This window comes from uncultured Parolsenella sp., from assembly GCF_958346945.1.
Lineage (GTDB): Bacteria > Actinomycetota > Coriobacteriia > Coriobacteriales > Atopobiaceae > Parolsenella.
Window position 1 is genome coordinate 277,921 of record NZ_CATVTL010000001.1, and the last position, 19,812, is coordinate 297,732.

Consider the following 19,812-nt stretch of genomic DNA (forward strand, 5'->3'; position numbering starts at 1 on the left):
ACATGGGTCAGAAGGTTTCCCCCACTGGTTTCCGCCTCGGAGTCACCGAGAACTGGCGCTCCCGTTGGTACGCCGACAAGGACTACGCCACCACGCTCGGCAATGACCTCGAGATTCGCAAGTACCTCAACAAGCGTCTGGCCAAGGCTGCGCTCTCCCGCGTGGAGATCGACCGCGCCGGCGACAAGGTGAAGGTCACCATCTACACCGGCCGCCCCGGCATCGTCATCGGCAAGAAGGGCGCCGAGATCGACGGTCTCCGCTCCGAGCTCGAGAAGATCGCCAAGGTCGGCAAGGGCCAGGTCAACGTTGACGTCATCGAGGTTAAGCGCCCCGAGCTCGACGCCTCCCTCGTTGCCCAGAGCGTCGCTGACCAGCTCGAGCAGCGCATCGCCTTCCGTCGCGCCATGCGCAAGGCTGTGCAGTCTGCCCGCAAGGCCGGCGCCAAGGGCATCCGCATCCAGTGCTCCGGCCGTCTCGGCGGCGCCGAGCTGGGCCGTCGCGAGTGGTACCGCGAGGGTCGCGTGCCCCTGCACACCCTTCGTGCCTGCATCGACTTTGGTGAGGCTACCGCTCGCACCACCATGGGTGCCTGTGGCGTGAAGGTTTGGATCTACGTCGGCGAGAAGCTCCCCGGCCAGCCCAAGCCGCAGCCGGCCCTCGAGGGCTCCTCGCGTCCCCGTCGTCGCAATGAGAGGAGGGGCAACTAATGCTGGCTCCTAAGCGTATTCTTCACCGCAAGGTGCAGCGTGGCTCCATGAAGGGCCACGCCAAGGGCAACACCCAGCTGCACTTCGGTGAGTACGGCATCGTCGCCCTTGAGGCTCACTGGATCACCAACCGCCAGATCGAGGCCGCCCGTATCGCCATGACCCGTTACATGAAGCGTGGCGGTAAGGTCTGGATCACGATCTTCCCGGACAAGCCCATCTCCAAGAAGCCCGCCGAGACCCGCATGGGTAAGGGTAAGGGCAACCCCGAGGAGTGGGTGGCCGTGGTCAAGCCCGGCCGCATCATGTTCGAGATCGGTGGCGTCTCCGAGGAGATCGCCAGGGAGGCTCTCCGTCTTGCCCAGCACAAGCTGCCCATCAAGACGAAGATTGTCACCCTTGCCGACCAGCAGGCTGGGAAGGACGAGTAACCCATGAAGATGAACGAGATCCGCGAGTTCTCCGACGAGGAGCTCGCCAAGAAGCTTGAGGACGGCCGCGCCGAGCTCTTCAACCTGCGTTTCCAGATGGCCACCAGCCAGCTGGACAACACGGCCCGCGTGACCAACGTCAAGCGCGACATCGCTCGCATCCAGACCGAGATGCGCGCCCGCCAGATCGCCGCTGAGGCGAAGTAGAAGAGTCTAGGGAGAAGAACATGAGCGATACCGAGGCTCGTAACTCGCGTAAGGTGCGCGTGGGCGTCGTTACCTCCATCTCCGGTGCCAAGTCCATCACCGTGAAGATCGACAACCGCAAGCGCCACCCCAAGTACGGCAAGATGATTACCGTTACCAAGAAGCTCCACGCCCACGACGAGAACGAGGTCGCGCACGTTGGCGACACCGTCAAGGTCATGGAGACGCGTCCCCTGTCCAAGACGAAGCGCTGGCGCCTCGTCGAGGTCGTTGAGGCCGCCAAGTAACTGCCAAGGCCATCTATCGGCCCATGTGCGCTGCTCGTGAGGGTGCACCTCTGGGCCGGATGAGCTTCTGAAAGGGATTTGCAATGATTCAGATGCAGACCATGCTCACCGTCGCCGATAACTCCGGCGCCAAGAAGGTGAGGTGCATTAAGGTTCTGGGTGGCTCGAAGCGCCGTTACGCCGGCATCGCCGACGTCGTCATCGCCGCCGTCCAGGAGGCCACGCCGGGCGGTTCCGTCAAGAAGGGTGACGTCGTTCGCTGCGTCATCGTTCGCACCGTCAAGGAGACCCGCCGCAAGGACGGCTCCTACATCAAGTTTGACGAGAACGCTTGCGTCCTCATCGACAAGGACGGTAACCCGACCGGCACCCGTATCTTTGGCCCCGTCGCCCGTGAGCTGCGCGATCACAAGTACATGAAGATCGTCTCGCTCGCGCCTGAGACGCTTTAGGAGGAGTCGCCACTATGGCTAAGATGAAGATCAAGACCGGCGACACCGTCCAGGTGCTCTCTGGCAAGGACAAGGGCAAGCGCGGCGTCGTCGTGCGCGCCCTTCCCCGCGAGGGCAAGGTTGTCGTCGAGGGCGTTGCCGTCGCCAAGAAGGCCGTCCGTCCCACGCAGGACAACCAGCAGGGTGGCTTCGTGAACAAGGAGATGCCCATCGACGTCTCCAACGTTGCCCTGATCGACCCCAAGACCGACACACCCACGCGCGTTGGCTACCGCTTCGAGGAGGACGGCACCAAGGTGCGCGTCGCCAAGAAGAGCGGCGAGGTCATCCCCGACCCCTACAAGAAGTAGGTTCGAGGTAACGCATCCCAGATGCAACGAGGAGCCCGCAGGCTTGGCCTGTGGGCTCCTTTCTTGTATGTGGGGCCGGTAGGCGTGAGCGAGGACCTCCCTCTGGCTGCCTCAACCACCGCTGCCACGACGATATTGCCCGCTCGTCGGTATGAGGGATGGGAGCGGCCCCATGAGGGGCACCCTTGACCCAAGGAAGGGTTAGCCCATCCGCGGCGCGCGCCGCGGGTAAGAAGAAGGGAGCTCTCATGGGAAAGATGGCTGAGGAGACGGTCGAGATCGGGCCGGACACGCTTGACGGCTACCTGCGCGCCAACACGCGCGTCTTCGCCGAGATGGGGGAGAAGACCTACTACGTCACCCACACCGATGGCTACTGGCGCGTCCAGGACTGCGGGCTGCTCAACGACAAGGGCCACTTCACGGACTGCTCCGACCTGGTGCCCACGGTCGACGAGGTGCTCAACCTGCCGTGCATCGACGGCAAGAGCCTGCTCGAAGTCGCGGCGGACGCCTCGTTCCACGCGAGCGTCGACGAGTAGGACCGACGACGGGACTGCTATGATGGGCGTCGCCTGGGGCGGCGCCCTTTTTTGTGGGGGTCGCGTGAACGCGGGACCGCGCGCGACCAAAACGGGAATTTCCACTGGTAAAAGCCCTTGCAAAGGCATATCCTTATGAGCTGCACTGTGAAGGCTCCTGCCGATTAGCCGTCGAGCAGGAGGTACGAGGGTAACCGAGGTCTAAAAGCCCCGAGCCAACCCCGTGCTGAGAAACCCCATAAGGAGTGAAAATGGCTGAAGAGAAGTACGTCCCGCGCTTCAAGACCAAGTACAACGACGAGGTCCGTGCCAAGCTCATCGAGCAGTTCGGCTACACCAACCCCATGTGCGTCCCGAAGATCGAGAAGATCGTTGTGAACATGGGCGTCGGCGAGGCCGCTACCGATTCCAAGGCTATCGACGGTGCCATTTCCGACCTGCGCGCCATCACCGGCCAGCAGCCGTCCATTCGTCGTGCCCGCAAGTCCATCGCTACCTTCCACCTTCGTGAGGGTCAGCCCATCGGCGCCAAGGTCACCCTGCGCGGCGACCGCATGTGGGACTTCCTGGATCGCCTGATCTGCGTTGCCATCCCCCGCATCCGCGACTTCCGCGGCATTTCCGCCAAGAGCTTCGACGGCCGTGGCAACTTCTCCATGGGCGTCACCGAGCAGCTCATCTTCCCTGAGATCGACTTCGACAAGATCGATCGCACCCGTGGCATGGACATCACCATCGTCACCACCGCCAACACCAACGAGGAGGGCAAGGCCCTGCTCGACGGCTTTGGTTTCCCGTTCGCCAAGTAGCATTGGTAATCCCGCCGCCGGCCTTGTGTCGGCGGCGTGCCGCGCAAGCGGCGGAAATAGCCGCACAAAAGTGCGGCCGTCATCCGTAAGGAGGATTTGTGGCTAAGACATCGATGATCGTCAAGGCTCAGCGAGAGCCGAAGTTTTCGACGCGCACCCAGAACCGTTGCCAGCGCTGCGGCCGTCCGCACAGCGTCTATCGCAAGTTCGGCCTGTGCCGTGTCTGCTTCCGTGAGCTCGCTAGCAAGGGCGAGCTTCCCGGCGTCCGCAAGGCGAGCTGGTAGGTCCTAGACCTTCAGCTCCTGGGCAAAAGGAAGACTCCCGTCCAGGCGACCTGGCTACGGGCCAGGCTGAACCGGACGCAGAGGTTCATCCCTACCGAAGGAGAATCCCAATGAACGTTACCGATCCCATTGCAGACATGCTCACGCGCATCCGCAACGGCAACACCGCCGGCAAGGATGTCGTCAGCATGCCGTCGAGCAAGGTGCTCGTCGAGATCGCCCGTGTTATCACGGAGGAGGGCTACATCGAGGGCTACGCCGTCGAGGACACCAAGCCCCAGAAGACCCTGACGGTCACCCTGAAGTATGGTGCGCGCCGTGCCCGCGTCATCCGCGGCATCAAGCGCATCTCCAAGCCGGGCCTGCGCATCTACAGCAAGGCCGAGGACCTTCCCCGCGTCCTCGGTGGCCTCGGCACCGCCGTTATTTCCACCTCCAAGGGCATGATGTGCGACCGCGACGCTCGTAAGCTCGGCGTCGGCGGCGAGGTCATCGCCTACATCTGGTAACTCACGGCAGGATAGGAAAGGAGACTCACCATGTCCCGTATTGGCAAGAAGCCTGTCCAGATTCCCGCCGGAGTCACTGTGACAGTTGAGGGCAACCACGTCCACGTCAAGGGCCCGAAGGGCGAGCTCGATCGTCACTTCTCCGAGCTCGTGACCATCAAGGAGGAGGGCGAGGAGATCCTCGTCACCGTCAACGACGAGTCCCGCGAGGCCAACGCCCAGCACGGCCTGACCCGCACCCTCATCCACAACATGGTCCTCGGCGTCTCCGAGGGCTTCATGAAGCAGCTCGAGCTCACGGGCGTCGGCTACCGTGTCGCGCTCAAGGGCAAGGATCTTGACCTCTCGCTCGGCTACTCTCACCCGGTCATCTACAAGGCCCCCGAGAACATCACCTTCGAGGTCCCCGACAACACGCACATCAACGTGAAGGGCATCTCCAAGGAGCAGGTCGGCCAGGTTGCCGCCGAGATTCGCATGAAGCGTCCTCCCGAGCCCTACAAGGGCAAGGGCATCCACTACATGGGTGAGCACATCCGCAGGAAGCTCGGCAAGGCTGCCAAGTAAGGCCTGTCCAGTAAGTCATAGAAGACCGTCACCCTGCTAGGTGACGGCGTGACTAAGGAGATTTTCATGAACAAGTTCAAGGCTAAGAGGGCTGGCCTCAAGCGCCGCGAGCGTCGCGTCCGCTCCAAGATTTGCGGCACCGCCGAGCGTCCCCGCCTCTCCGTGCACCGCACGAACACCAACATCTACGCCCAGGTCATCGACGACGTCGATGCCAGGACCATCTGCACCGCCTCGACGCTGGACCCCGAGTTCCGCGCCACGGGCAAGCTGGGCTCCAACAAGGAGGCCGCCGAGCTCGTGGGCAAGATGGTTGGCGAGCGCGCCCTCAAGGCTGGCGTCACCACGGTGACGTTCGACCGCGGCGGCCGCATCTACCATGGCCGTGTCCAGGCTCTCGCTGATGGCGCCCGCTCCGCGGGTCTGAAGTTCTAGGAGGTATCTGTAATGGCTCGTAACCCGAAGCAGCAGCGCGACGCCTCCGAGCTCCAGGAGCGCGTCGTCTTCATCCACCGCGTTTCCAAGACCGTCAAGGGCGGCCGTCGTATGTCTCTCGTCGCCCTCGTTGTCGTCGGCGACGGCAAGGGCAACGTTGGTCTTGGCACCGGCAAGTCCTCTGAGGTGCCCCTGGCCATCCAGAAGGCTTCCGACAACGCCAAGAAGAACATGTTCAAGGTGCCCCTGACCGAGACCGGCTCGGTGCCCCATGACGTCATGGGCGAGTTTGGCGCTGCCCGCGTCCTCGTGAAGCCCGCCATCGACGGTACCGGCGTCATCGCCGGCGGCCCCGTTCGTCCGCTCTTCGAGCTGGCTGGCATCAAGAACGTCCTGTCCAAGTCCATGGGCTCCAGCAACGGCCTCAACATCATCAAGGCCGCCGCTGAGGCTCTGAAGCAGCTCTCGAGCCCCGAGGAGACCGCCGAGCGTCGCGGCCTCACCGTCGCCGAGATGTTCGTCGGGAAGGAGAACTAGTCATGGCGAAGACCCTCACCGTCAAGCTCGTCAAGAGCGCCGTCTGCGGTGTCAAGGCTGACCAGACCCGCACCTGCCGCGCTCTCGGCCTCCGCAAGATCAACGACACGCACGTGCTTCCCGATAACGAGAGCGTCCGCGGGATGATCTTCAAGGTCAAGCACCTCGTCACCGTTGAAGAGAACTAGGAGTCACACCTATGCAGCTCAACGATCTGCGCCCCGCTGAGGGCGCCAAGAAGGCCCGCAAGCGCATTGGTCGCGGCAACGCTTCCGGCCACGGCACCACTGCTGGCCGCGGCACCAAGGGCCAGCTCTCCCGCTCCGGTGGCGGCAAGGGCGCTGGCTTCGAGGGTGGTCAGCAGCCGCTGGCCATGCGTCTCCCGAAGCTCCCCGGCTTCAAGCACCACGGCCGCGTCGAGTACACGCCGGTCAATGTCTCCCGCCTCGAGGACAAGTTCAACGACGGCGACGTCGTGGACACCGAGAGCCTCATCGCCGCTGGCATCATCAAGCGCGACTATGAGCTCGTGAAGGTCCTTGCCGACGGCGAGATCACCAAGAAGCTCACCGTCAAGGTCGACAAGGTCACCCCTGCCGCCCAGGCCAAGATCGAGGCCGCCGGCGGAAAGGTTGAGCTCCCGTGCTAAATGGCATCCTCAATGCCTTTCGCGTCAAGGAGCTTCGCAACAAGATCCTGCTGACGGTCGGTATCCTCGTCCTCTACAGGATTGGGGCATACGTGCCCGTGCCGGGCATCCCCTTCTCGGGGATGCTCTCGGCATATCAGTCGAGCTCCAGCGCGAACAGTGCTATCGCGGTTCTGAACCTGTTCAGCGGTGGCGCACTCTCTCGCGTGTCGGTGTTCTGCCTGGGCATCATGCCCTACATCACGGCCCAGATCATCATGCAGATGCTCCAGGCCGTGGTGCCGAGCCTCGGCACGCTTGCCCGCGAGGGCGAGAGCGGCCAGCGCAAGATCACGCAGTACACGCGCTACGTCACCGTGGGCCTCGCCCTGCTCAATGCCATCGGCTACCTCTTCCTCTTCAAGAGCTCCAGCTTTGGCATCGACTTTTCGCAGACGGGCATCCCCGAGTGGCTGATGAACGTGGTCGTCGTGGTCTCGATGCTTGCCGGCGCCATCCTCATCATGTGGATGGGCGAGGTCATCACCCAGCGTGGTATTGGCAACGGCATGAGCCTCATCATTTTTGCCAACATCATCTCGGGCCTGCCCACCTCGATCATCCAGTCGCTGCGCACCTCTGACAACGGAATCCTGCTCACGATCCTCACCGTCGTGGTGATCGTCGCGGTTGTCCCGTTCATCGTCTACATCGAGCGTGGCCAGCGTCGCATCGCGGTGCAGTACGCCAAGCGCGTCGTGGGTCGCAGGATCATGGGCGGCCAGTCCACGTACCTTCCCGTCAAGGTCAACACGGCTGGCGTCATCCCCATCATCTTCGCGAGCGCAATCCTGTACCTGCCGGCTCAGATTGCGGTGTTCTTCCCCGGTGTTGGCTGGATCAGCACCTTCGCGAACGCCGTGAGCTCCGGTTGGCTTAACTGGATTCTCTCCGTGCTTCTCATCGTCGGCTTTGCGTACTTCTACACCTCCATGGTGTTCAACCCCGATGAGACGGCCGACACGCTGCGCAAGCAGGGCGGCTTCATCCCTGGCGTTCGTCCGGGCTCAGCCACCTCGGCCTACATCAAGAACGTGTTGAACCACATCACGCTTCCTGGTGCCATCTTCATCGCGATCGTGGCCGTCGTTCCGTCGATCATCTTCACCTTCACTGGCAACTCGCTGGTGCAGGCCTTTGGCGGCACGTCGATCCTGATCATGGTTGGCGTGGCCCTCGACACGATCTGCCAGATCGAGAGCCAGCTCAAGACCACCAACTACGAGAACCTGCTTATCAAGTAGGTCTCGGACAAAGAGTCTTTGCGGGGTCGTCGCCTTCGGGCGGCGGCCCCGTTTGTTTTGCGGTAGGCTGGAGGGACGGAATTCTCTGATGCGCATCGGCGCAGAAAGAAGGCACGCATGAACATCGTTCTGCTCGGCGCCCCCGGTGCCGGTAAGGGTACTCAGGCCCAGAAGCTCGTCGAGGAGTATGGCGTTGCCCACATCTCCACCGGCGATCTGCTCCGCGCTGCCGTCAAGGCCGGCACCAAGCTGGGCATCAAGGCCAAGTCCTACATGGACAACGGCCAGCTCGTTCCCGACAAGCTCGTCGTCGACCTCGTGACCGAGCGTCTCGACGCCGATGACGCCAAGAAGGGCTTCATCCTCGACGGCTTCCCGCGCAACACCGCTCAGGCCGTGACGCTCGACTCCGCTCTTGCCGAGATGGGCCGCAACCTCGACGCCGCTCTGCTCGTCGACGTTGCCGCCGACGTCATCGTCAAGCGCCTGTCCTCGCGTCGCACCTGCAAGGAGTGCGGCTACACCGCTCCCGCCGGCGTCGACACCTGCCCCTCCTGCGGCGGCGAGATGTACCAGCGCGACGACGACAAGCCCGAGACGATCCAGAAGCGCCTCGACGTCTACGAGACGCAGACCTCTCCGCTCGTCGAGTACTACCGTGGCAAGGGCCTGCTCAAGTCCGTCGACGGCGACCGTCCGGTCGACGAGGTCTATGCGGACGTCAAGGAGCTCCTCGGTCTATGCTAAAGATCAAGACCACGGCAGAGATTGAGGCCATGAAGCCGGCCGGAGCCCTCTCCAAGCTGGCACTTCGTCGCGTTGGCGCGATGATTCGCCCGGGCGTCGACACCCTCGAGCTCGACCGCGTTGCCGAGAGCATCATCCGCATGCACGGCGGCACGCCCGCCTTCAAGGGCTACGGCGGATTCCCTGCCAGCATCTGCTGCTCGGTGAACGACCAGATCGTCCACGGCATCCCGTCTGCGGCCACCGTGCTGCAGGAGGGCGACATCGTCTCCATCGACACGGGCGCCATCGTGAACGGCTGGGTGGGCGACAACGCCTGGACCTTCTACTGCGGCAATCCCAGCGTGGCCGACAAGGGCCTGTGCGAGGTTACCCGCGACTGCCTCAAGGCCGGCATCGCGGCCGCCGTCCCCGGCAACCGCCTGGGTGATGTGGGCCATGCCGTCCAGAGCCTTGCCGAGGCCAATGGCTACGGTGTGGTACGCGACTACGTGGGGCACGGCGTGGGTCGCGCCATGCACGAGGAGCCCAACGTCCCCAACTACGGCAAGGCCGGCAGGGGGGTCAAGCTTCAGGTGGGCATGGTCATCGCCATCGAGCCCATGATCTGCCTCGGCGGCTACGAAAGCCACGTGCTCCCCAACCGCTGGACCGTCGTCACCAACGACGGGCTCGCTGCGGCCCACTACGAGAACACGATTGCCATCACCGAGGATGGCCCCGTGATCCTCACGGCAGACGCCGACGGCCCCTGGTGCGACATGATGGGTGGTACGGGCAGCGACGTGGGCGAGCACTAGCCACGCCTGGCTACAGAAGTTGTGGAGAACCCGCGCTGCATGGACGTAGCGCGGGTTTTTCGTTATGATGTTCAGTCGCTGTGTCATGTATCGAGGAGAAGGTAGCACGCAGTGAGCAAACAGGATGCAATCCAGCTTGAGGGCAAGGTGCTCGAGCCGCTGCCCAACGCGATGTTTAACGTTGAGCTCGAGAATGGCCACACCATTCTCTGCACCATCTCGGGAAAGATCAGGATGAACTACATCCGCATTCTTCCCGGCGACAAGGTTGACGTGGAGATCTCCCCGTATGACCTGCAGCGTGGCCGCATCACCTACCGCTACAAGTAGGGGTTCGGCAGGACCACCCGGTCCAAACCGCCGCGCAAGCGGCACACAGCCTTGGATATTCTCGCCAGCGGCTGGGCGTTCATATAGGAAAGCAAGACACACCGAGAGGAAGAACGATGAAAGTACGTCCTTCGGTCAAGAAGATGTGCGACAAGTGCAAGATCATCCGTCGCCACGGTAAGGTGTACGTGATCTGCGAGAACCCGCGCCACAAGCAGCGTCAGGGCTAGGAGAGGAGCACAAGTTGGCCCGTATTAACGGCGTCGACCTCCCGCGCGAGAAGCGCGTTGAGATCGGACTTACCTACATCTACGGCATCGGCCGTACCGCCGCTTCTAAGATCTGCGCCGAGACTGGCGTTGACCCCAGCACCAAGGTGCGTGACCTCACCGAGGATGAGGTCTCGAAGATGCGCGATTACATTGACGCTAACTACACCGTCGAGGGCGACCTCCGTCGTGAGACGCGTCAGAACATTGCCCGCCTGATGGAGATCGGCTGCTACCGCGGCCTCCGTCACCGCAAGGGCCTCCCCGTCCGCGGCCAGCGCACGCACACTAACGCTCGCACCCGCAAGGGCAAGAAGCGTCAGGTCGGCGGCAAGAAGAAGAAGTAGGGGAGACTGACTAATGGCTACTGCTAAGAAGGGCGCCCAGGCTCGCGGGCGCATCAAGCGTGCCGACCGTAAGAACATCTCTGTCGGTCAGGCTCACATCAAGAGCACCTTCAACAACACGATCATCTCGATCACCGACCCCCAGGGCAACGTGATCTCCTGGCGCTCCGCCGGCATGGTCGGCTTCAAGGGCTCCCGCAAGTCCACCCCGTTCGCCGCTCAGATGGCTGCCGAGGCTTGCGCCAAGGAGGCCATGGAGCACGGCGTCCACAAGGTCTCCGTCTTCGTCAAGGGCCCCGGCTCTGGCCGCGAGACCGCCATCCGCTCCCTCCAGGCTGCCGGCCTCGAGGTTTCGAGCATCCAGGACAAGACCCCCATCGCGCACAACGGTTGCCGTCCGTGCAAGCGTCGCCGCGTGTAGGTAAGGAAGGAATCTAACTATGGCAGTGGATAGGACTCCTGTCCTTAAGAGGTGCCGCGCGCTCGACATTGACCCGATCGTGATGGGCATCAACAAGAAGTCGAACCGCCAGCCCAAGCGCCAGCGCCGCAACGAGAGCGAGTACGGCCGTCAGCTCCGCGAGAAGCAGAAGGCCAAGTTCATCTACGGCGTGCTTGAGAAGCAGTTCCACATGTACTACGAGAAGGCTCTGAAGATCGAGGGCATTACCGGTGACAACCTGCTCACCATCCTCGAGAGCCGCCTCGACAACGTGGTCTTCCGCCTTGGCTTCGCCCGCACCCGCAAGGAGGCCCGTCAGACCGTCCGTCACGGCCACATCACCGTGAACGGCAAGCGCGTCGACATCCCCTCCTACCGCGTGAAGGCCGCCGACGTCGTGGCTGTCGCCCCCAAGTTCAAGGACCTGCTTCCCATCAAGGAGGCCCTGATCTCCTCTGAGCACATGGCCGTGCCTGCTTGGCTCGAGGTCGACATCGAGAAGCTGACGGGTACCGTCCTGCAGCTCCCGACGCGTGACCAGATCGACCTTGATCTCGACGCCCAGCTCATCGTCGAGCTCTACTCCAAGTAGTAGAGACCGGTTGGAGGTTTCTATGTCCGATTTCATCCGTCCCAACGTGACGGTAGAAGAGGTCAGCGACAACGTTGCCCGCGTCGTTGCCGAGCCGCTTGAGCACGGCTATGGCGATACCCTGGGCAACTCGCTCCGCCGCGTGCTGCTCTCCTCGCTCGAGGGCGCCGCTGTGGAGGCCATCCAGATCGACGGCGTACAGCACGAGTTCACGACGGTCGAGGGCGTCTATGAGGACGTCACCGACATCGTGCTGAACGTCAAGGGCCTTGCTTTCAAGAGCCTTGGCGTTGGCGACGAGGCCACGGCCACCATCTCCATCGATGGCCCGGCCACGGTGACTGGCGGGGACTTTGACATCCCCTCCGAGTTCAACCTCGTTAACCCCGAGCACGTGATCTGCACGCTCTCTGAGGGCGCCCACCTTACGATGTCGATGCGCATCGGCACCGGTCGTGGCTACGTCTCTGGCGAGGACAACGAGCATGACGACGACCCCATCGGTCTGATTCACGTCGACTCGCTCTTCTCGCCCGTGCGCCGCTGCGCCAAGGCCGTCGAGCCTTGTCGCGTGGGCCAGCACACCGACTACGACAAGCTCGTTCTCGAGATCGAGACGAACGGTGGTGTGTCTCCCCGCGAGGCCGTCGTCGAGGCCGCGAACATCATCAACCAGCACATGGCTGCGTTCATGTCCCTGGCCGATGAGGGTGAGCAGGCCGAGGAGCCGTCGATCTTCGCCGCTGGCCAGACCGATGACAACACCGAGCTTGACAAGCAGATCGAGGACCTGGACCTGTCCGTGCGCTCCTACAACTGCCTGAAGCGCGCTGGCATCCACTCCGTCCGTCAGCTCGTCGAGTTCTCCGAGAACGACCTGCTCAACATCCGCAACTTCGGCGTCAAGTCCATCGAGGAAGTCAAGGACAAGCTTGAGTCGATGGGCCTGAGCTTCAAGGCTTAAGCGCCGCTACATCGCATAGGAGTAACTGACTATGAGGCACTACAAGAAGAGCGGGATGAAGCTTGGCACCGACGCCGCCCACACCAAGGCTATGAAGAAGAGCCTTTGTCAGGCGCTGTTCGCCAACGACCGCATCAAGACGACCCTGCCGCGTGCGAAGGCCATCCGCACCGACGTGGACCGCATCATCACCTGGGCCAAGCGCGGCGACCTTCACGCTCGTCGTCTCGCCATCGCCAAGCTCGGTGACAAGGAGCTCGTCCGCGAGGTCTTCGAGAAGGCTGCTCAGGGCATGTGGGCCGACCGCAACAGCGGCTACACCCGCATCATGAAGCTCGGCCCCCGCAAGGGTGACAACGCCGAGGTCGCCATCATCGAGATCATCACCGAGCCGGTTGCTGCCAAGGCCCCCAAGGCCGAGGCCACCAAGGTGACCAAGGTGGAGGAGGCTCCCGCCGAGGAGCAGTCTACCGAGGAGACCGCCGAGTAGGCGAGGCTCTCGCAACGAGGCAACTCGTAAGGTACTGTAGGAGGGTCCGGACGCTTCGTTCGGACCCTCTTTTGCATTGAGCCCTGCTTCTTGCTCCGCCACGTGGACTGGAATGGTTGGTCTTTGGGTACGCTGGCGGGCTGCGGGCTGTCTACCCGTCGCACCCGTGCGGCTGAGCCTGGCTCGGCCAAGAAGCATGCGTCTTGCCGAGTCTACGGAAGGCATTCCGCAGACCTGATGTTTGGAGCAACCATGTTCGACCCCGCGATCGTCCAGCCGCCTCACCGCCCCTCGCTCGAGGAGCGCGCTCTCGAGGAGGGCACGCTCGACGGCACGCTTGTGCTCAAGCTTGGCTATCGCGGAGCGGGCTTCGCGGGCTTTGCCGCACAGCCCACCCGGCGCACGGTGGCGGGCGAGGTCACGCGCGCGCTCGAGACCCTGCTCCGGCGCGAGGTGGACCTTACCTGCGCGGGCCGCACCGACGCGGGCGTCCATGCCATCGCCCAGTACGTGAGCGTCCCCGTCACGGTCGAGGAGCTCGCGCTGCCCGACCGCAGGCTCATGCACGGGCTGGGCGCCCTGCTGCCCGACGACATCGCCCCCCAGGCCCTCTATCAGGCTCCCGCGGGCTTCTCGGCACGCTTTGACGCAACTTCGAGGAGCTACCGGTACCGCATCGTAGACGGGCCCGCCCGCCCCGTGCTTGCCTGGGACCACGCGTGGTGGCTCAAGAGCACCCTTGACGAGGTGGCCATGTACGAGGCGGCTCAGGCGCTGGTGGGGGAGCATGACTTCAAGAGCTTCTGCAAGGCCACGAGCGCCGAGGGCAAGCCCACGCATCGATATGTTTCGCGCGTCGACGTTACGCGCGAGGTCGAGTGCGGCGAGAGCGTCGTGTGTATCGACGTCGTGGGCAATGCGTTTCTTCATTCGATGGTGCGCACCATCACGGGCACGCTCGTCGAGGTGGGCCGCGGTCATCGCGACGCCCCCTGGGTGGCTGAAGCCCTGGCCGCGTGTGACCGCAAGGCGGCGGGCCCCTGCGCTCCGGCGAAGGGACTCACCTTCGTGGGGGTAGACTATCCCCAGAATTTGCTCACGCCCTGGGAGTAGGGGCGCCGTGCGAGGGGAGCCATCATGTACGAGAGGCCCGACGTTCCCAAGGACAACCCCAATCGCAACAAGGTCGCAGCGGTGGTGCTGTTCGTCGTTGCCGTGGCTCTTGCCCTGCTTGTCTCGACGCTATGGAGGCTCGCCAACTCGTCGAGCGCGCTGGGAAGCCATGAGGTGAGCGACGCGCTTGCGTCCGCGACGGTGCAGGAGGGCGGCGCGCGGGCCCTAGCAGACGCCGCGGGCGCCACGGTCACGGGCGACGAGGTCGAGACGGTCCTGTTCGTGATCGTGCCCGACTCCTCCTCGACAGACCTCTCGGGCCTCTACGTGGCCTCGATCGACTCCACCCAGGGGGCGGCCAAGCTCACGTCGCTTGCTCCCGAGGCGCAGCTTGCGCTCGACTCCGGCATCGCCTCGTTGCATGAGGTCTATGCCTCGCAGGGGCTCGGAGGCCTTGCGGGCGGCATCGCCTCTACCTGCGCCGTGCCCATGGACCACGCGGTGACGATGACGCAGGTGGGCTGGGACGCCTTTCTGCAGACGGCCGCGGGCGGCAGCTCGGCGCTCGCAAGCCATGCCACCGAGCTTCTGGGCGGCATCGTCTCGAGCGACCTCGACGCCACGGGCCTGCTCGACATCGCCAAGCGCGCCGTCTCGCTGGGGCTCTCCGCCTCGGACGTGGCGAGCGTGGGCGCCACCGAAGACGGCCAGCTCGACGCCGTCGCGCTGGCGAGAACCGTGGGTGTCATCGCCTAATCTTTGATGTGTGCGCCTTGCGCAACAAATGCGCAGATTAACTGGACATACCCCAAGGGGATGTGGCTGGAAGTGCGTCGATGGTAGTCTTCCGTGTGGGCAGAAGCGCCCACGAACCACGCGTGAAAGAAGACTTGATGGCACACAGCGAGAAGAGGGTCCCCAAGGTTTCGGTCATCATCCCGGCCTATAACGTGGACCGCTTCATTGGGCGAGCCATCGAGAGCCTCCAAAACCAGACGATGCGCAACTTCGAGCTGCTCATCGTCGACGATGGCTCCACTGACCGCACCGGCGAGGTCGCCGACCGCATGGCCGAGCGCGACATTCGTATCGACGTCATCCACACCAAGAACCAGGGGGCCGCCGCTGCGCGCAACACCGCGCTCGACCGCGCCCGCGGCGAGTTCGTGCACTTCGTCGACGGCGACGACTGGGTGGAGCCCACGATGCTCGCCGACCTCGTTAAGATCGCCGAGGCGGATGACCTCGATCTCGTGATCGCGGGCTTCTACATAGAGACCTACTACGGCAGCGGCGACCAGCACACCTCCGAGCTCAAGAGCCAGCCCTCGTGCACCTTTGGCTCCAAGGAAGAGTTCCGCGCCTGCGCCTGGCGCCTCTTCGACACGAATCTGCTCTACACGCCGTGGAACAAGCTCTTCCGCCGCTCGTACCTCGAGCACATCCACGCGCGCTTCAAGCCCACGTTCTGGGACGACTTCCCCTTCGTGCTCGACGTCATCCGCGACATCGAGCGCGTGGCCGTGACCGAGCGCGCCTACTACCACTTCATTCGCCTGCGCGCCGAGAGCGAGACCGCCCGCTGGCGCTCGAACATGTACGAGAAGCGCGAGGAGGAGCACGGCTGGATGCTCGACCTCTACGAGCACTGGGGGCTCGCCGGCGACCCGGCGAGCACCGAGATGGTGCAGCGCCGCTACGTCGAGCGCCTGGTGGGCTGCATCGAGAACGTGTGCAACCCCAGCTGCACCCTCTCTGAGGCCGAGAAGCTCGAGCAGATCGACGCGATGATCAGCAGCGAGCGCGCCCAGCTGGCCGTCTCCATCGCCCAGCCGCACTCGAAGATGATGGGCCTCATGCTCATCCCCGTGAGGCGCCGCGACGCGCGCATGGCGCTTGCCGAGGGCCGCTTCATCTCGTTCGTGAAGCGCCACAACACCAGGCTCTTTGCCACGCTCAAGGCAAATCGCTAGGAAGGGCCGCCTCCGGGCGGCTTTTTCATAGGCACCGGTCGTATTAATATGCAAAATATTGCATGAATATGATATCGATATACAGATTCGCGCAAATCGATACGGCCGCGCTCCTCCACAATGGCTATAATCGAAAAGCATTGCGTCCCGAGCGGGCGCAAGGGACGCCTGAGCGCTCGGCCACGTGGCCGGGTTTCGATAGTGAGGAGCGCTGCATGTCGTACAAGGTTGGAGTTGTGGGAGCGGCGGGGTACGCGGGAGCCGAGCTCGTGAGGCTACTGCTGGGCCACCCCGAGTTCGAGCTGTCGGTCATCACGTCGAATGCCGACGCGGGCACGCCGCTCGCCGCCGAGTACCCCGCCTTCGCTGGCGCAACCGACCTCGTGTTCACCACGCACGACGACCCCGCGGTGCGCGCGTGCGATCTGGTCTTCCTGGCCGTGCCCCACACGGCCGCGCTTGCCCAGGTGCCGTCGCTGCTCGAGGCGGGCATCACGGTCGTTGACCTCTCGGCAGACTACCGTCTGGCCGACAAGGACGTCTACGAGCAGTGGTACAACGCCAGGCACACCTCGCCCGAGTTGCTCTCCACGCGCGCCTTTGGCCTGCCCGAGCTCTTTGGCGACGACCTCGCGCGCGCCCACGAGCTGCACGAGGCCGGCAAGCCCGCCCTCGTCGCCTGCGCCGGCTGCTATCCCACAGCCACCTCGCTTGCGAGCGCCCCGGCCGTGCGCGCCGGCTGGACCCACGGCCTCGTCATCGTCGACGCCAAGAGCGGCGTCACGGGCGCGGGCAAGGGCTGCAACGCCAAGACCCACTTCTGCAACGCCGACGAGGACGTCATGGCCTACAACGTGGGTAAGCACCGCCACACGCCCGAGATCGAGCAGATCTTGGGCAAGCCCGGCGAGGTCGTCTTTACCCCACACCTCGTGCCGCAGAAGCGCGGCCTGCTCTCGACCGTCTACCTGCAGCTCACCGACGAGGCCGCCGGCATGAGCCTTGACGACATGCTGGCCTGCTACCACGCGCTCTACGATGGCCACCCCTTTGTCCAGGTGCTGCCGGCTGGCACCCAGCCGCGTACCGCGAGCGTCGTGGGCACCAACGTGGCCCAGGTGGGCCTGGCCATCAACGCCCGCACCAATACGCTCATCTGCACCGGCGCCATCGACAACCTGTGCAAGGGTGCCGCCGGCCAGGGCGTGCAGTGCGCCAATATTGTCTTTGGCCTCGACGAGAAGGCCGGCCTGTCGAACATCGGCATGGCTGTCTAGCTCGCATCCATTCGTCCTGTCCGTCTTAGCTACCGGAGGAGCGCCATGCAAGAGACTCCCATGCCTAGCCTCAGGGTCATCGAGGACGGAGGCGTTGCGAGCCCCGCGGGCATCTACGCGGGCGGCATCCACGCCGGGTTCCGCGCCGACCCCAACCGTCTCGACCTGGCCCTGGTCGAGGTCGACGAGGGCGCCGTCGCCGCAGGCGCCTTCACCACCAACAAGTTCTGCGCCGCTCCCGTGACCGTCTCGCGCGGCCACCTGGGCGAGGACGGCTGCGCCGCCGTGCGTGCCGTCTGCATCAACTCGGGCAACGCCAACGCCGCCACGGGCGAGGAGGGCCTGGAGTGCGCCGAGGCCACCTGCGAGCTCGTCGCCAGGGAGGTGGGCTGCGCGCCCGAGCAGGTGCTCGTTGCCTCCACGGGCGTCATTGGCCAGCTGCTTGACCTTTCGCCCTTCAAGACCGGCGTGCCGGCCCTGCACGAGAAGATTGCCGCGGCTGCCGCTGCGAGCGAGGACGAGGACGACGAGGCCCGCCTGGCTGGCGGCCACGACGCCGCGCACGCCATCATGACCACCGACACCCACCCCAAGGAGTACGCGGTTTCCTACGAGGCCACGGGCGCCCTTGCGGGCCAGACCATCATCGTGGGCGGCATGTGCAAGGGCTCGGGCATGATCATGCCCAACATGGCCACGATGATCTCGATTATCTCGACCGACGCGCTCGTCGAGCCCGAGCTGCTCCACGAGGTCCTGGTGAGTGTTGTCAAGAAGACCTTCAACAAGGTGACGGTCGACTCCGACACCTCGACCAACGACACCTGTATCGCCATCGCCACGGGCAAGGCCGCTCTGGACGGCTGCTCCATCGAGGCCGGCACCCCCGAGGCCGATGAGTTCGCCGCCGCCGTGAACGCCGTGTGCCAGCACCTCGCCCGCGAGATCGCGGCCGACGGCGAGGGCGCGAGCAAGCTCGTGACCGTGACCGTGGCCGGCGCCGCGACCGACGAGGACGCCGACACCGCCGCGCGCGCCATCGCCAACTCGCCGCTGGTCAAGACAGCCATCTACGGCCACGACTGCAACTGGGGTCGCATTGCGATGGCCCTGGGCAAGTGCGGCGTTGCCTTTGACCAGCGCGACGTCGACATCGACATCATGGGCATGCCCGTGTGCCGCGACGGCCTCACGGTTGCCTTCGACGAGGACGAGGCCCTGCGCCGCTTCGAGGAGCCCGAGATCACCATCTGGGCAGACCTGGGCGCCGGCACCTGCGAGACGACCGTCTGGACCTGCGACCTCACGCACGAGTACGTCACGATCAACGGAGACTACCGCACGTAGGGCGCACCCCGCCCGGGCCGCCTGCGCGGCCGCCAAGAACCCAGCTCCCGCAAGGAGGGACGCATGAAGTACGCAATCGACACGAGCAAGCGCGCGAAGGACACCGACGAGCGCACCGGCCAGGTGCTGTTCGAGGCGCTGCCGTGGATCAAGAACATCACGGGCAAGACCGTCGTCATCAAGTACGGTGGCGCGGCCATGGTCGACGAGAAGCTGCGCGCCGACGTCATGAGCGACATCGTGCTGCTCAAGATCCTGGGCGTGAACGTCGTGATCGTCCACGGAGGCGGCAAGGCCATCAACCGCGCCTTCGACGCCCTCAACTTCCCCGTCGAGTTCAAGGACGGCCAGCGCGTCACGACGCCCGCCGCCATGGACGTGGTGCGCCAGGTGCTCGTGGGCGAGGTCAACCAGGACCTCGTGGCCTCGATCAACCGTCACGGCAACCTTGCCGTGGGCGTCTCGGGCGCAGACGCGGGCACCATCCTGTGCTCGACGCTCAACCCCGACCTCGGCCGCGTGGGCAAGATCGAGCACGTCGACACCACCTATCTCGAGACCCTCATCAAGAGCGAGTACATCCCCGTGGTGGCCACGGTGGGCGTGGGCGAGGACGGCGGCTACTACAACATCAATGCCGACGTCGCCGCCGGCTACGTCGCTGCCGCCATCGGAGCCCAGAAGATCGTCTACCTGACCGACGTCGACGGCGTCTACATGGACTTCTCCGACAAGAACTCGCTCATCTCCAACATGAGCCTGCGCGAGATGGAGGAGATGCTCGCGAGCGGCACCGTTGACAAGGGCATGATTCCCAAGCTCGAGAGCTGCTGCTACGCGCTGCACGCCGGCGTCTTCCGCAGCCACGTCATCAACGGCAAGACCCCGCACTCCCTGCTCATCGAGCTGCTCACCGACAAGGGCATTGGCACTACGATGCACTCCTCCGAGGAAGCCCTCGAGTACGACGCCCACCCGCTGGGCACGCTCGCGAGCCGTCTGGCCGTGAACAACTAGCAGGTAGATGCCGCGTGTGGGCAGCGCCCGCGCGCAAGACGAAAGGACCACA

Annotated in this window: 31 protein-coding genes; all 31 read left to right on the forward strand. The window is 64.3% G+C overall.

Annotation, left to right across the window (positions count from 1 at the left end; translation table 11 throughout):
* Positions 1 to 2 precede the first annotated feature (2 nt).
* The gene (gene rpsC, locus Q3866_RS01225; RefSeq protein ID WP_293673106.1) at positions 3 to 710 is read left to right on the forward strand and encodes a 30S ribosomal protein S3; all 708 of its coding nucleotides are present in this window, start codon (positions 3 to 5) and stop codon (positions 708 to 710) included.
* The gene (rplP, locus tag Q3866_RS01230) at positions 710 to 1,141 is read left to right on the forward strand and encodes a 50S ribosomal protein L16 (RefSeq protein ID WP_293673107.1); all 432 of its coding nucleotides are present in this window, start codon (positions 710 to 712) and stop codon (positions 1,139 to 1,141) included. Before rpsC ends, rplP begins: the two co-directional genes overlap by 1 nt.
* A 3-nt stretch (positions 1,142 to 1,144) precedes the next feature.
* Positions 1,145 to 1,348 (forward strand): 50S ribosomal protein L29, encoded by a 204-nt coding sequence (gene rpmC / locus Q3866_RS01235; protein ID WP_293673108.1) that lies wholly within the window; start codon positions 1,145 to 1,147, stop codon positions 1,346 to 1,348.
* 20 nt (positions 1,349 to 1,368) lie between these two features.
* Positions 1,369 to 1,635: a 30S ribosomal protein S17 gene (rpsQ, locus tag Q3866_RS01240; protein ID WP_073296275.1), complete on the forward strand. Its 267-nt coding sequence runs from the start codon at positions 1,369 to 1,371 to the stop codon at positions 1,633 to 1,635.
* 83 nt (positions 1,636 to 1,718) lie between these two features.
* On the forward strand, positions 1,719 to 2,087 hold the full coding sequence (gene rplN / locus Q3866_RS01245) for a 50S ribosomal protein L14 (RefSeq protein WP_293673109.1): 369 nt from the start codon (positions 1,719 to 1,721) through the stop codon (positions 2,085 to 2,087).
* A 14-nt stretch (positions 2,088 to 2,101) separates the two neighbouring features.
* Complete coding sequence (gene rplX / locus Q3866_RS01250; protein ID WP_073296271.1) at positions 2,102 to 2,437, forward strand: 50S ribosomal protein L24; 336 nt, start codon at positions 2,102 to 2,104, stop codon at positions 2,435 to 2,437.
* Between the two features lie 248 nt (positions 2,438 to 2,685).
* Entirely contained in the window at positions 2,686 to 2,979 is a 294-nt protein-coding gene (locus Q3866_RS01255; RefSeq protein ID WP_301828985.1) for a CDP-alcohol phosphatidyltransferase, read from the forward strand.
* A gap of 251 nt (positions 2,980 to 3,230) precedes the next feature.
* Positions 3,231 to 3,788: a 50S ribosomal protein L5 gene (gene rplE / locus Q3866_RS01260; RefSeq protein ID WP_293673111.1), complete on the forward strand. Its 558-nt coding sequence runs from the start codon at positions 3,231 to 3,233 to the stop codon at positions 3,786 to 3,788.
* A 98-nt stretch (positions 3,789 to 3,886) separates the two neighbouring features.
* Positions 3,887 to 4,072: a type Z 30S ribosomal protein S14 gene (locus Q3866_RS01265; RefSeq protein ID WP_087227323.1), complete on the forward strand. Its 186-nt coding sequence runs from the start codon at positions 3,887 to 3,889 to the stop codon at positions 4,070 to 4,072.
* Between the two features lie 110 nt (positions 4,073 to 4,182).
* Positions 4,183 to 4,581, forward strand: coding sequence for a 30S ribosomal protein S8 (gene rpsH / locus Q3866_RS01270; RefSeq protein WP_293673112.1), 399 nt, complete (start codon positions 4,183 to 4,185; stop codon positions 4,579 to 4,581).
* Positions 4,582 to 4,611: 30 nt separating this feature from the next.
* Entirely contained in the window at positions 4,612 to 5,148 is a 537-nt protein-coding gene (rplF, locus tag Q3866_RS01275) for a 50S ribosomal protein L6 (RefSeq protein WP_293673113.1), read from the forward strand.
* Positions 5,149 to 5,214: 66 nt separating this feature from the next.
* Positions 5,215 to 5,583, forward strand: a complete 369-nt coding sequence (gene rplR, locus Q3866_RS01280) for a 50S ribosomal protein L18 (RefSeq protein WP_293673114.1) — start codon at positions 5,215 to 5,217, stop codon at positions 5,581 to 5,583.
* A 12-nt stretch (positions 5,584 to 5,595) separates the two neighbouring features.
* On the forward strand, positions 5,596 to 6,120 hold the full coding sequence (gene rpsE, locus Q3866_RS01285; protein WP_293673115.1) for a 30S ribosomal protein S5: 525 nt from the start codon (positions 5,596 to 5,598) through the stop codon (positions 6,118 to 6,120).
* Positions 6,121 to 6,122: 2 nt separating this feature from the next.
* Complete coding sequence (gene rpmD, locus Q3866_RS01290; RefSeq protein WP_126420878.1) at positions 6,123 to 6,308, forward strand: 50S ribosomal protein L30; 186 nt, start codon at positions 6,123 to 6,125, stop codon at positions 6,306 to 6,308.
* An 11-nt stretch (positions 6,309 to 6,319) separates the two neighbouring features.
* Positions 6,320 to 6,769: a 50S ribosomal protein L15 gene (gene rplO / locus Q3866_RS01295; protein WP_293673116.1), complete on the forward strand. Its 450-nt coding sequence runs from the start codon at positions 6,320 to 6,322 to the stop codon at positions 6,767 to 6,769.
* Positions 6,763 to 8,052: a preprotein translocase subunit SecY gene (gene secY / locus Q3866_RS01300; RefSeq protein ID WP_293673117.1), complete on the forward strand. Its 1,290-nt coding sequence runs from the start codon at positions 6,763 to 6,765 to the stop codon at positions 8,050 to 8,052. The genes rplO and secY overlap by 7 nt, the downstream gene beginning before the upstream one ends.
* 117 nt (positions 8,053 to 8,169) lie before the next feature.
* Entirely contained in the window at positions 8,170 to 8,799 is a 630-nt protein-coding gene (locus Q3866_RS01305; RefSeq protein ID WP_293673118.1) for an adenylate kinase, read from the forward strand.
* A complete protein-coding gene (gene map / locus Q3866_RS01310; protein ID WP_301828994.1) occupies positions 8,793 to 9,599 on the forward strand; it encodes a type I methionyl aminopeptidase in 807 nt (268 codons plus the stop codon). Before Q3866_RS01305 ends, map begins: the two co-directional genes overlap by 7 nt.
* 111 nt (positions 9,600 to 9,710) lie before the next feature.
* Positions 9,711 to 9,929, forward strand: a complete 219-nt coding sequence (gene infA, locus Q3866_RS01315; RefSeq protein WP_073296232.1) for a translation initiation factor IF-1 — start codon at positions 9,711 to 9,713, stop codon at positions 9,927 to 9,929.
* Between the two features lie 116 nt (positions 9,930 to 10,045).
* Positions 10,046 to 10,159 carry a 50S ribosomal protein L36 gene (gene rpmJ / locus Q3866_RS01320; protein ID WP_013252436.1) on the forward strand — a complete coding sequence of 38 codons (114 nt, stop codon included), beginning with the start codon at positions 10,046 to 10,048 and terminating at the stop codon, positions 10,157 to 10,159.
* A 14-nt stretch (positions 10,160 to 10,173) separates the two neighbouring features.
* Positions 10,174 to 10,545 carry a 30S ribosomal protein S13 gene (gene rpsM, locus Q3866_RS01325; RefSeq protein WP_293673120.1) on the forward strand — a complete coding sequence of 124 codons (372 nt, stop codon included), beginning with the start codon at positions 10,174 to 10,176 and terminating at the stop codon, positions 10,543 to 10,545.
* Positions 10,546 to 10,558: 13 nt separating this feature from the next.
* Entirely contained in the window at positions 10,559 to 10,966 is a 408-nt protein-coding gene (rpsK, locus tag Q3866_RS01330) for a 30S ribosomal protein S11 (protein ID WP_073296226.1), read from the forward strand.
* A gap of 19 nt (positions 10,967 to 10,985) precedes the next feature.
* Positions 10,986 to 11,579, forward strand: a complete 594-nt coding sequence (rpsD, locus tag Q3866_RS01335; protein WP_301829014.1) for a 30S ribosomal protein S4 — start codon at positions 10,986 to 10,988, stop codon at positions 11,577 to 11,579.
* Between the two features lie 22 nt (positions 11,580 to 11,601).
* A complete protein-coding gene (locus Q3866_RS01340; protein ID WP_293673122.1) occupies positions 11,602 to 12,543 on the forward strand; it encodes a DNA-directed RNA polymerase subunit alpha in 942 nt (313 codons plus the stop codon).
* 31 nt (positions 12,544 to 12,574) lie between these two features.
* A complete protein-coding gene (gene rplQ, locus Q3866_RS01345; RefSeq protein WP_301829019.1) occupies positions 12,575 to 13,033 on the forward strand; it encodes a 50S ribosomal protein L17 in 459 nt (152 codons plus the stop codon).
* A gap of 252 nt (positions 13,034 to 13,285) precedes the next feature.
* Positions 13,286 to 14,146 (forward strand): tRNA pseudouridine(38-40) synthase TruA, encoded by an 861-nt coding sequence (gene truA, locus Q3866_RS01350; RefSeq protein WP_301829021.1) that lies wholly within the window; start codon positions 13,286 to 13,288, stop codon positions 14,144 to 14,146.
* A 24-nt stretch (positions 14,147 to 14,170) separates the two neighbouring features.
* A complete protein-coding gene (locus Q3866_RS01355) occupies positions 14,171 to 14,902 on the forward strand; it encodes a hypothetical protein (RefSeq protein WP_301829023.1) in 732 nt (243 codons plus the stop codon).
* A gap of 137 nt (positions 14,903 to 15,039) precedes the next feature.
* On the forward strand, positions 15,040 to 16,119 hold the full coding sequence (locus Q3866_RS01360; protein WP_293673127.1) for a glycosyltransferase: 1,080 nt from the start codon (positions 15,040 to 15,042) through the stop codon (positions 16,117 to 16,119).
* Positions 16,120 to 16,334: 215 nt separating this feature from the next.
* On the forward strand, positions 16,335 to 17,396 hold the full coding sequence (gene argC / locus Q3866_RS01365) for an N-acetyl-gamma-glutamyl-phosphate reductase (protein ID WP_301829025.1): 1,062 nt from the start codon (positions 16,335 to 16,337) through the stop codon (positions 17,394 to 17,396).
* Between the two features lie 60 nt (positions 17,397 to 17,456).
* Entirely contained in the window at positions 17,457 to 18,743 is a 1,287-nt protein-coding gene (gene argJ, locus Q3866_RS01370; protein ID WP_301829027.1) for a bifunctional glutamate N-acetyltransferase/amino-acid acetyltransferase ArgJ, read from the forward strand.
* A gap of 63 nt (positions 18,744 to 18,806) precedes the next feature.
* The gene (gene argB, locus Q3866_RS01375) at positions 18,807 to 19,760 is read left to right on the forward strand and encodes an acetylglutamate kinase (RefSeq protein ID WP_293673130.1); all 954 of its coding nucleotides are present in this window, start codon (positions 18,807 to 18,809) and stop codon (positions 19,758 to 19,760) included.
* Positions 19,761 to 19,812: the final 52 nt, after the last annotated feature.

What these genes read in the sequence shown, in the direction of transcription:
- rpsE (WP_293673115.1), top strand. Translation starts at nt 5,596, where the DNA reads ATGGCTCGTAACCCGAAGCAGCAGCGCGACGCCTCCGAGCTCCAGGAG.
- rpmJ (WP_013252436.1), top strand. Translation starts at nt 10,046, where the DNA reads ATGAAAGTACGTCCTTCGGTCAAGAAGATGTGCGACAAGTGCAAGATC.
- rpsD (WP_301829014.1), top strand. Translation starts at nt 10,986, where the DNA reads ATGGCAGTGGATAGGACTCCTGTCCTTAAGAGGTGCCGCGCGCTCGAC.
- Q3866_RS01340 (WP_293673122.1), top strand. Translation starts at nt 11,602, where the DNA reads ATGTCCGATTTCATCCGTCCCAACGTGACGGTAGAAGAGGTCAGCGAC.
- rplQ (WP_301829019.1), top strand. Translation starts at nt 12,575, where the DNA reads ATGAGGCACTACAAGAAGAGCGGGATGAAGCTTGGCACCGACGCCGCC.
- rpsH (WP_293673112.1), top strand. Translation starts at nt 4,183, where the DNA reads ATGAACGTTACCGATCCCATTGCAGACATGCTCACGCGCATCCGCAAC.
- rplP (WP_293673107.1), top strand. Translation starts at nt 710, where the DNA reads ATGCTGGCTCCTAAGCGTATTCTTCACCGCAAGGTGCAGCGTGGCTCC.
- rplF (WP_293673113.1), top strand. Translation starts at nt 4,612, where the DNA reads ATGTCCCGTATTGGCAAGAAGCCTGTCCAGATTCCCGCCGGAGTCACT.
- Q3866_RS01305 (WP_293673118.1), top strand. Translation starts at nt 8,170, where the DNA reads ATGAACATCGTTCTGCTCGGCGCCCCCGGTGCCGGTAAGGGTACTCAG.
- rplN (WP_293673109.1), top strand. Translation starts at nt 1,719, where the DNA reads ATGATTCAGATGCAGACCATGCTCACCGTCGCCGATAACTCCGGCGCC.
- truA (WP_301829021.1), top strand. Translation starts at nt 13,286, where the DNA reads ATGTTCGACCCCGCGATCGTCCAGCCGCCTCACCGCCCCTCGCTCGAG.
- map (WP_301828994.1), top strand. Translation starts at nt 8,793, where the DNA reads ATGCTAAAGATCAAGACCACGGCAGAGATTGAGGCCATGAAGCCGGCC.
- rpmC (WP_293673108.1), top strand. Translation starts at nt 1,145, where the DNA reads ATGAAGATGAACGAGATCCGCGAGTTCTCCGACGAGGAGCTCGCCAAG.
- rpmD (WP_126420878.1), top strand. Translation starts at nt 6,123, where the DNA reads ATGGCGAAGACCCTCACCGTCAAGCTCGTCAAGAGCGCCGTCTGCGGT.
- Q3866_RS01355 (WP_301829023.1), top strand. Translation starts at nt 14,171, where the DNA reads ATGTACGAGAGGCCCGACGTTCCCAAGGACAACCCCAATCGCAACAAG.
- argJ (WP_301829027.1), top strand. Translation starts at nt 17,457, where the DNA reads ATGCCTAGCCTCAGGGTCATCGAGGACGGAGGCGTTGCGAGCCCCGCG.
- argB (WP_293673130.1), top strand. Translation starts at nt 18,807, where the DNA reads ATGAAGTACGCAATCGACACGAGCAAGCGCGCGAAGGACACCGACGAG.
- rplX (WP_073296271.1), top strand. Translation starts at nt 2,102, where the DNA reads ATGGCTAAGATGAAGATCAAGACCGGCGACACCGTCCAGGTGCTCTCT.
- argC (WP_301829025.1), top strand. Translation starts at nt 16,335, where the DNA reads ATGTCGTACAAGGTTGGAGTTGTGGGAGCGGCGGGGTACGCGGGAGCC.
- rpsK (WP_073296226.1), top strand. Translation starts at nt 10,559, where the DNA reads ATGGCTACTGCTAAGAAGGGCGCCCAGGCTCGCGGGCGCATCAAGCGT.
- rpsQ (WP_073296275.1), top strand. Translation starts at nt 1,369, where the DNA reads ATGAGCGATACCGAGGCTCGTAACTCGCGTAAGGTGCGCGTGGGCGTC.
- Q3866_RS01360 (WP_293673127.1), top strand. Translation starts at nt 15,040, where the DNA reads ATGGCACACAGCGAGAAGAGGGTCCCCAAGGTTTCGGTCATCATCCCG.
- rplO (WP_293673116.1), top strand. Translation starts at nt 6,320, where the DNA reads ATGCAGCTCAACGATCTGCGCCCCGCTGAGGGCGCCAAGAAGGCCCGC.
- rpsC (WP_293673106.1), top strand. Translation starts at nt 3, where the DNA reads ATGGGTCAGAAGGTTTCCCCCACTGGTTTCCGCCTCGGAGTCACCGAG.
- Q3866_RS01255 (WP_301828985.1), top strand. Translation starts at nt 2,686, where the DNA reads ATGGGAAAGATGGCTGAGGAGACGGTCGAGATCGGGCCGGACACGCTT.
- rplE (WP_293673111.1), top strand. Translation starts at nt 3,231, where the DNA reads ATGGCTGAAGAGAAGTACGTCCCGCGCTTCAAGACCAAGTACAACGAC.
- rplR (WP_293673114.1), top strand. Translation starts at nt 5,215, where the DNA reads ATGAACAAGTTCAAGGCTAAGAGGGCTGGCCTCAAGCGCCGCGAGCGT.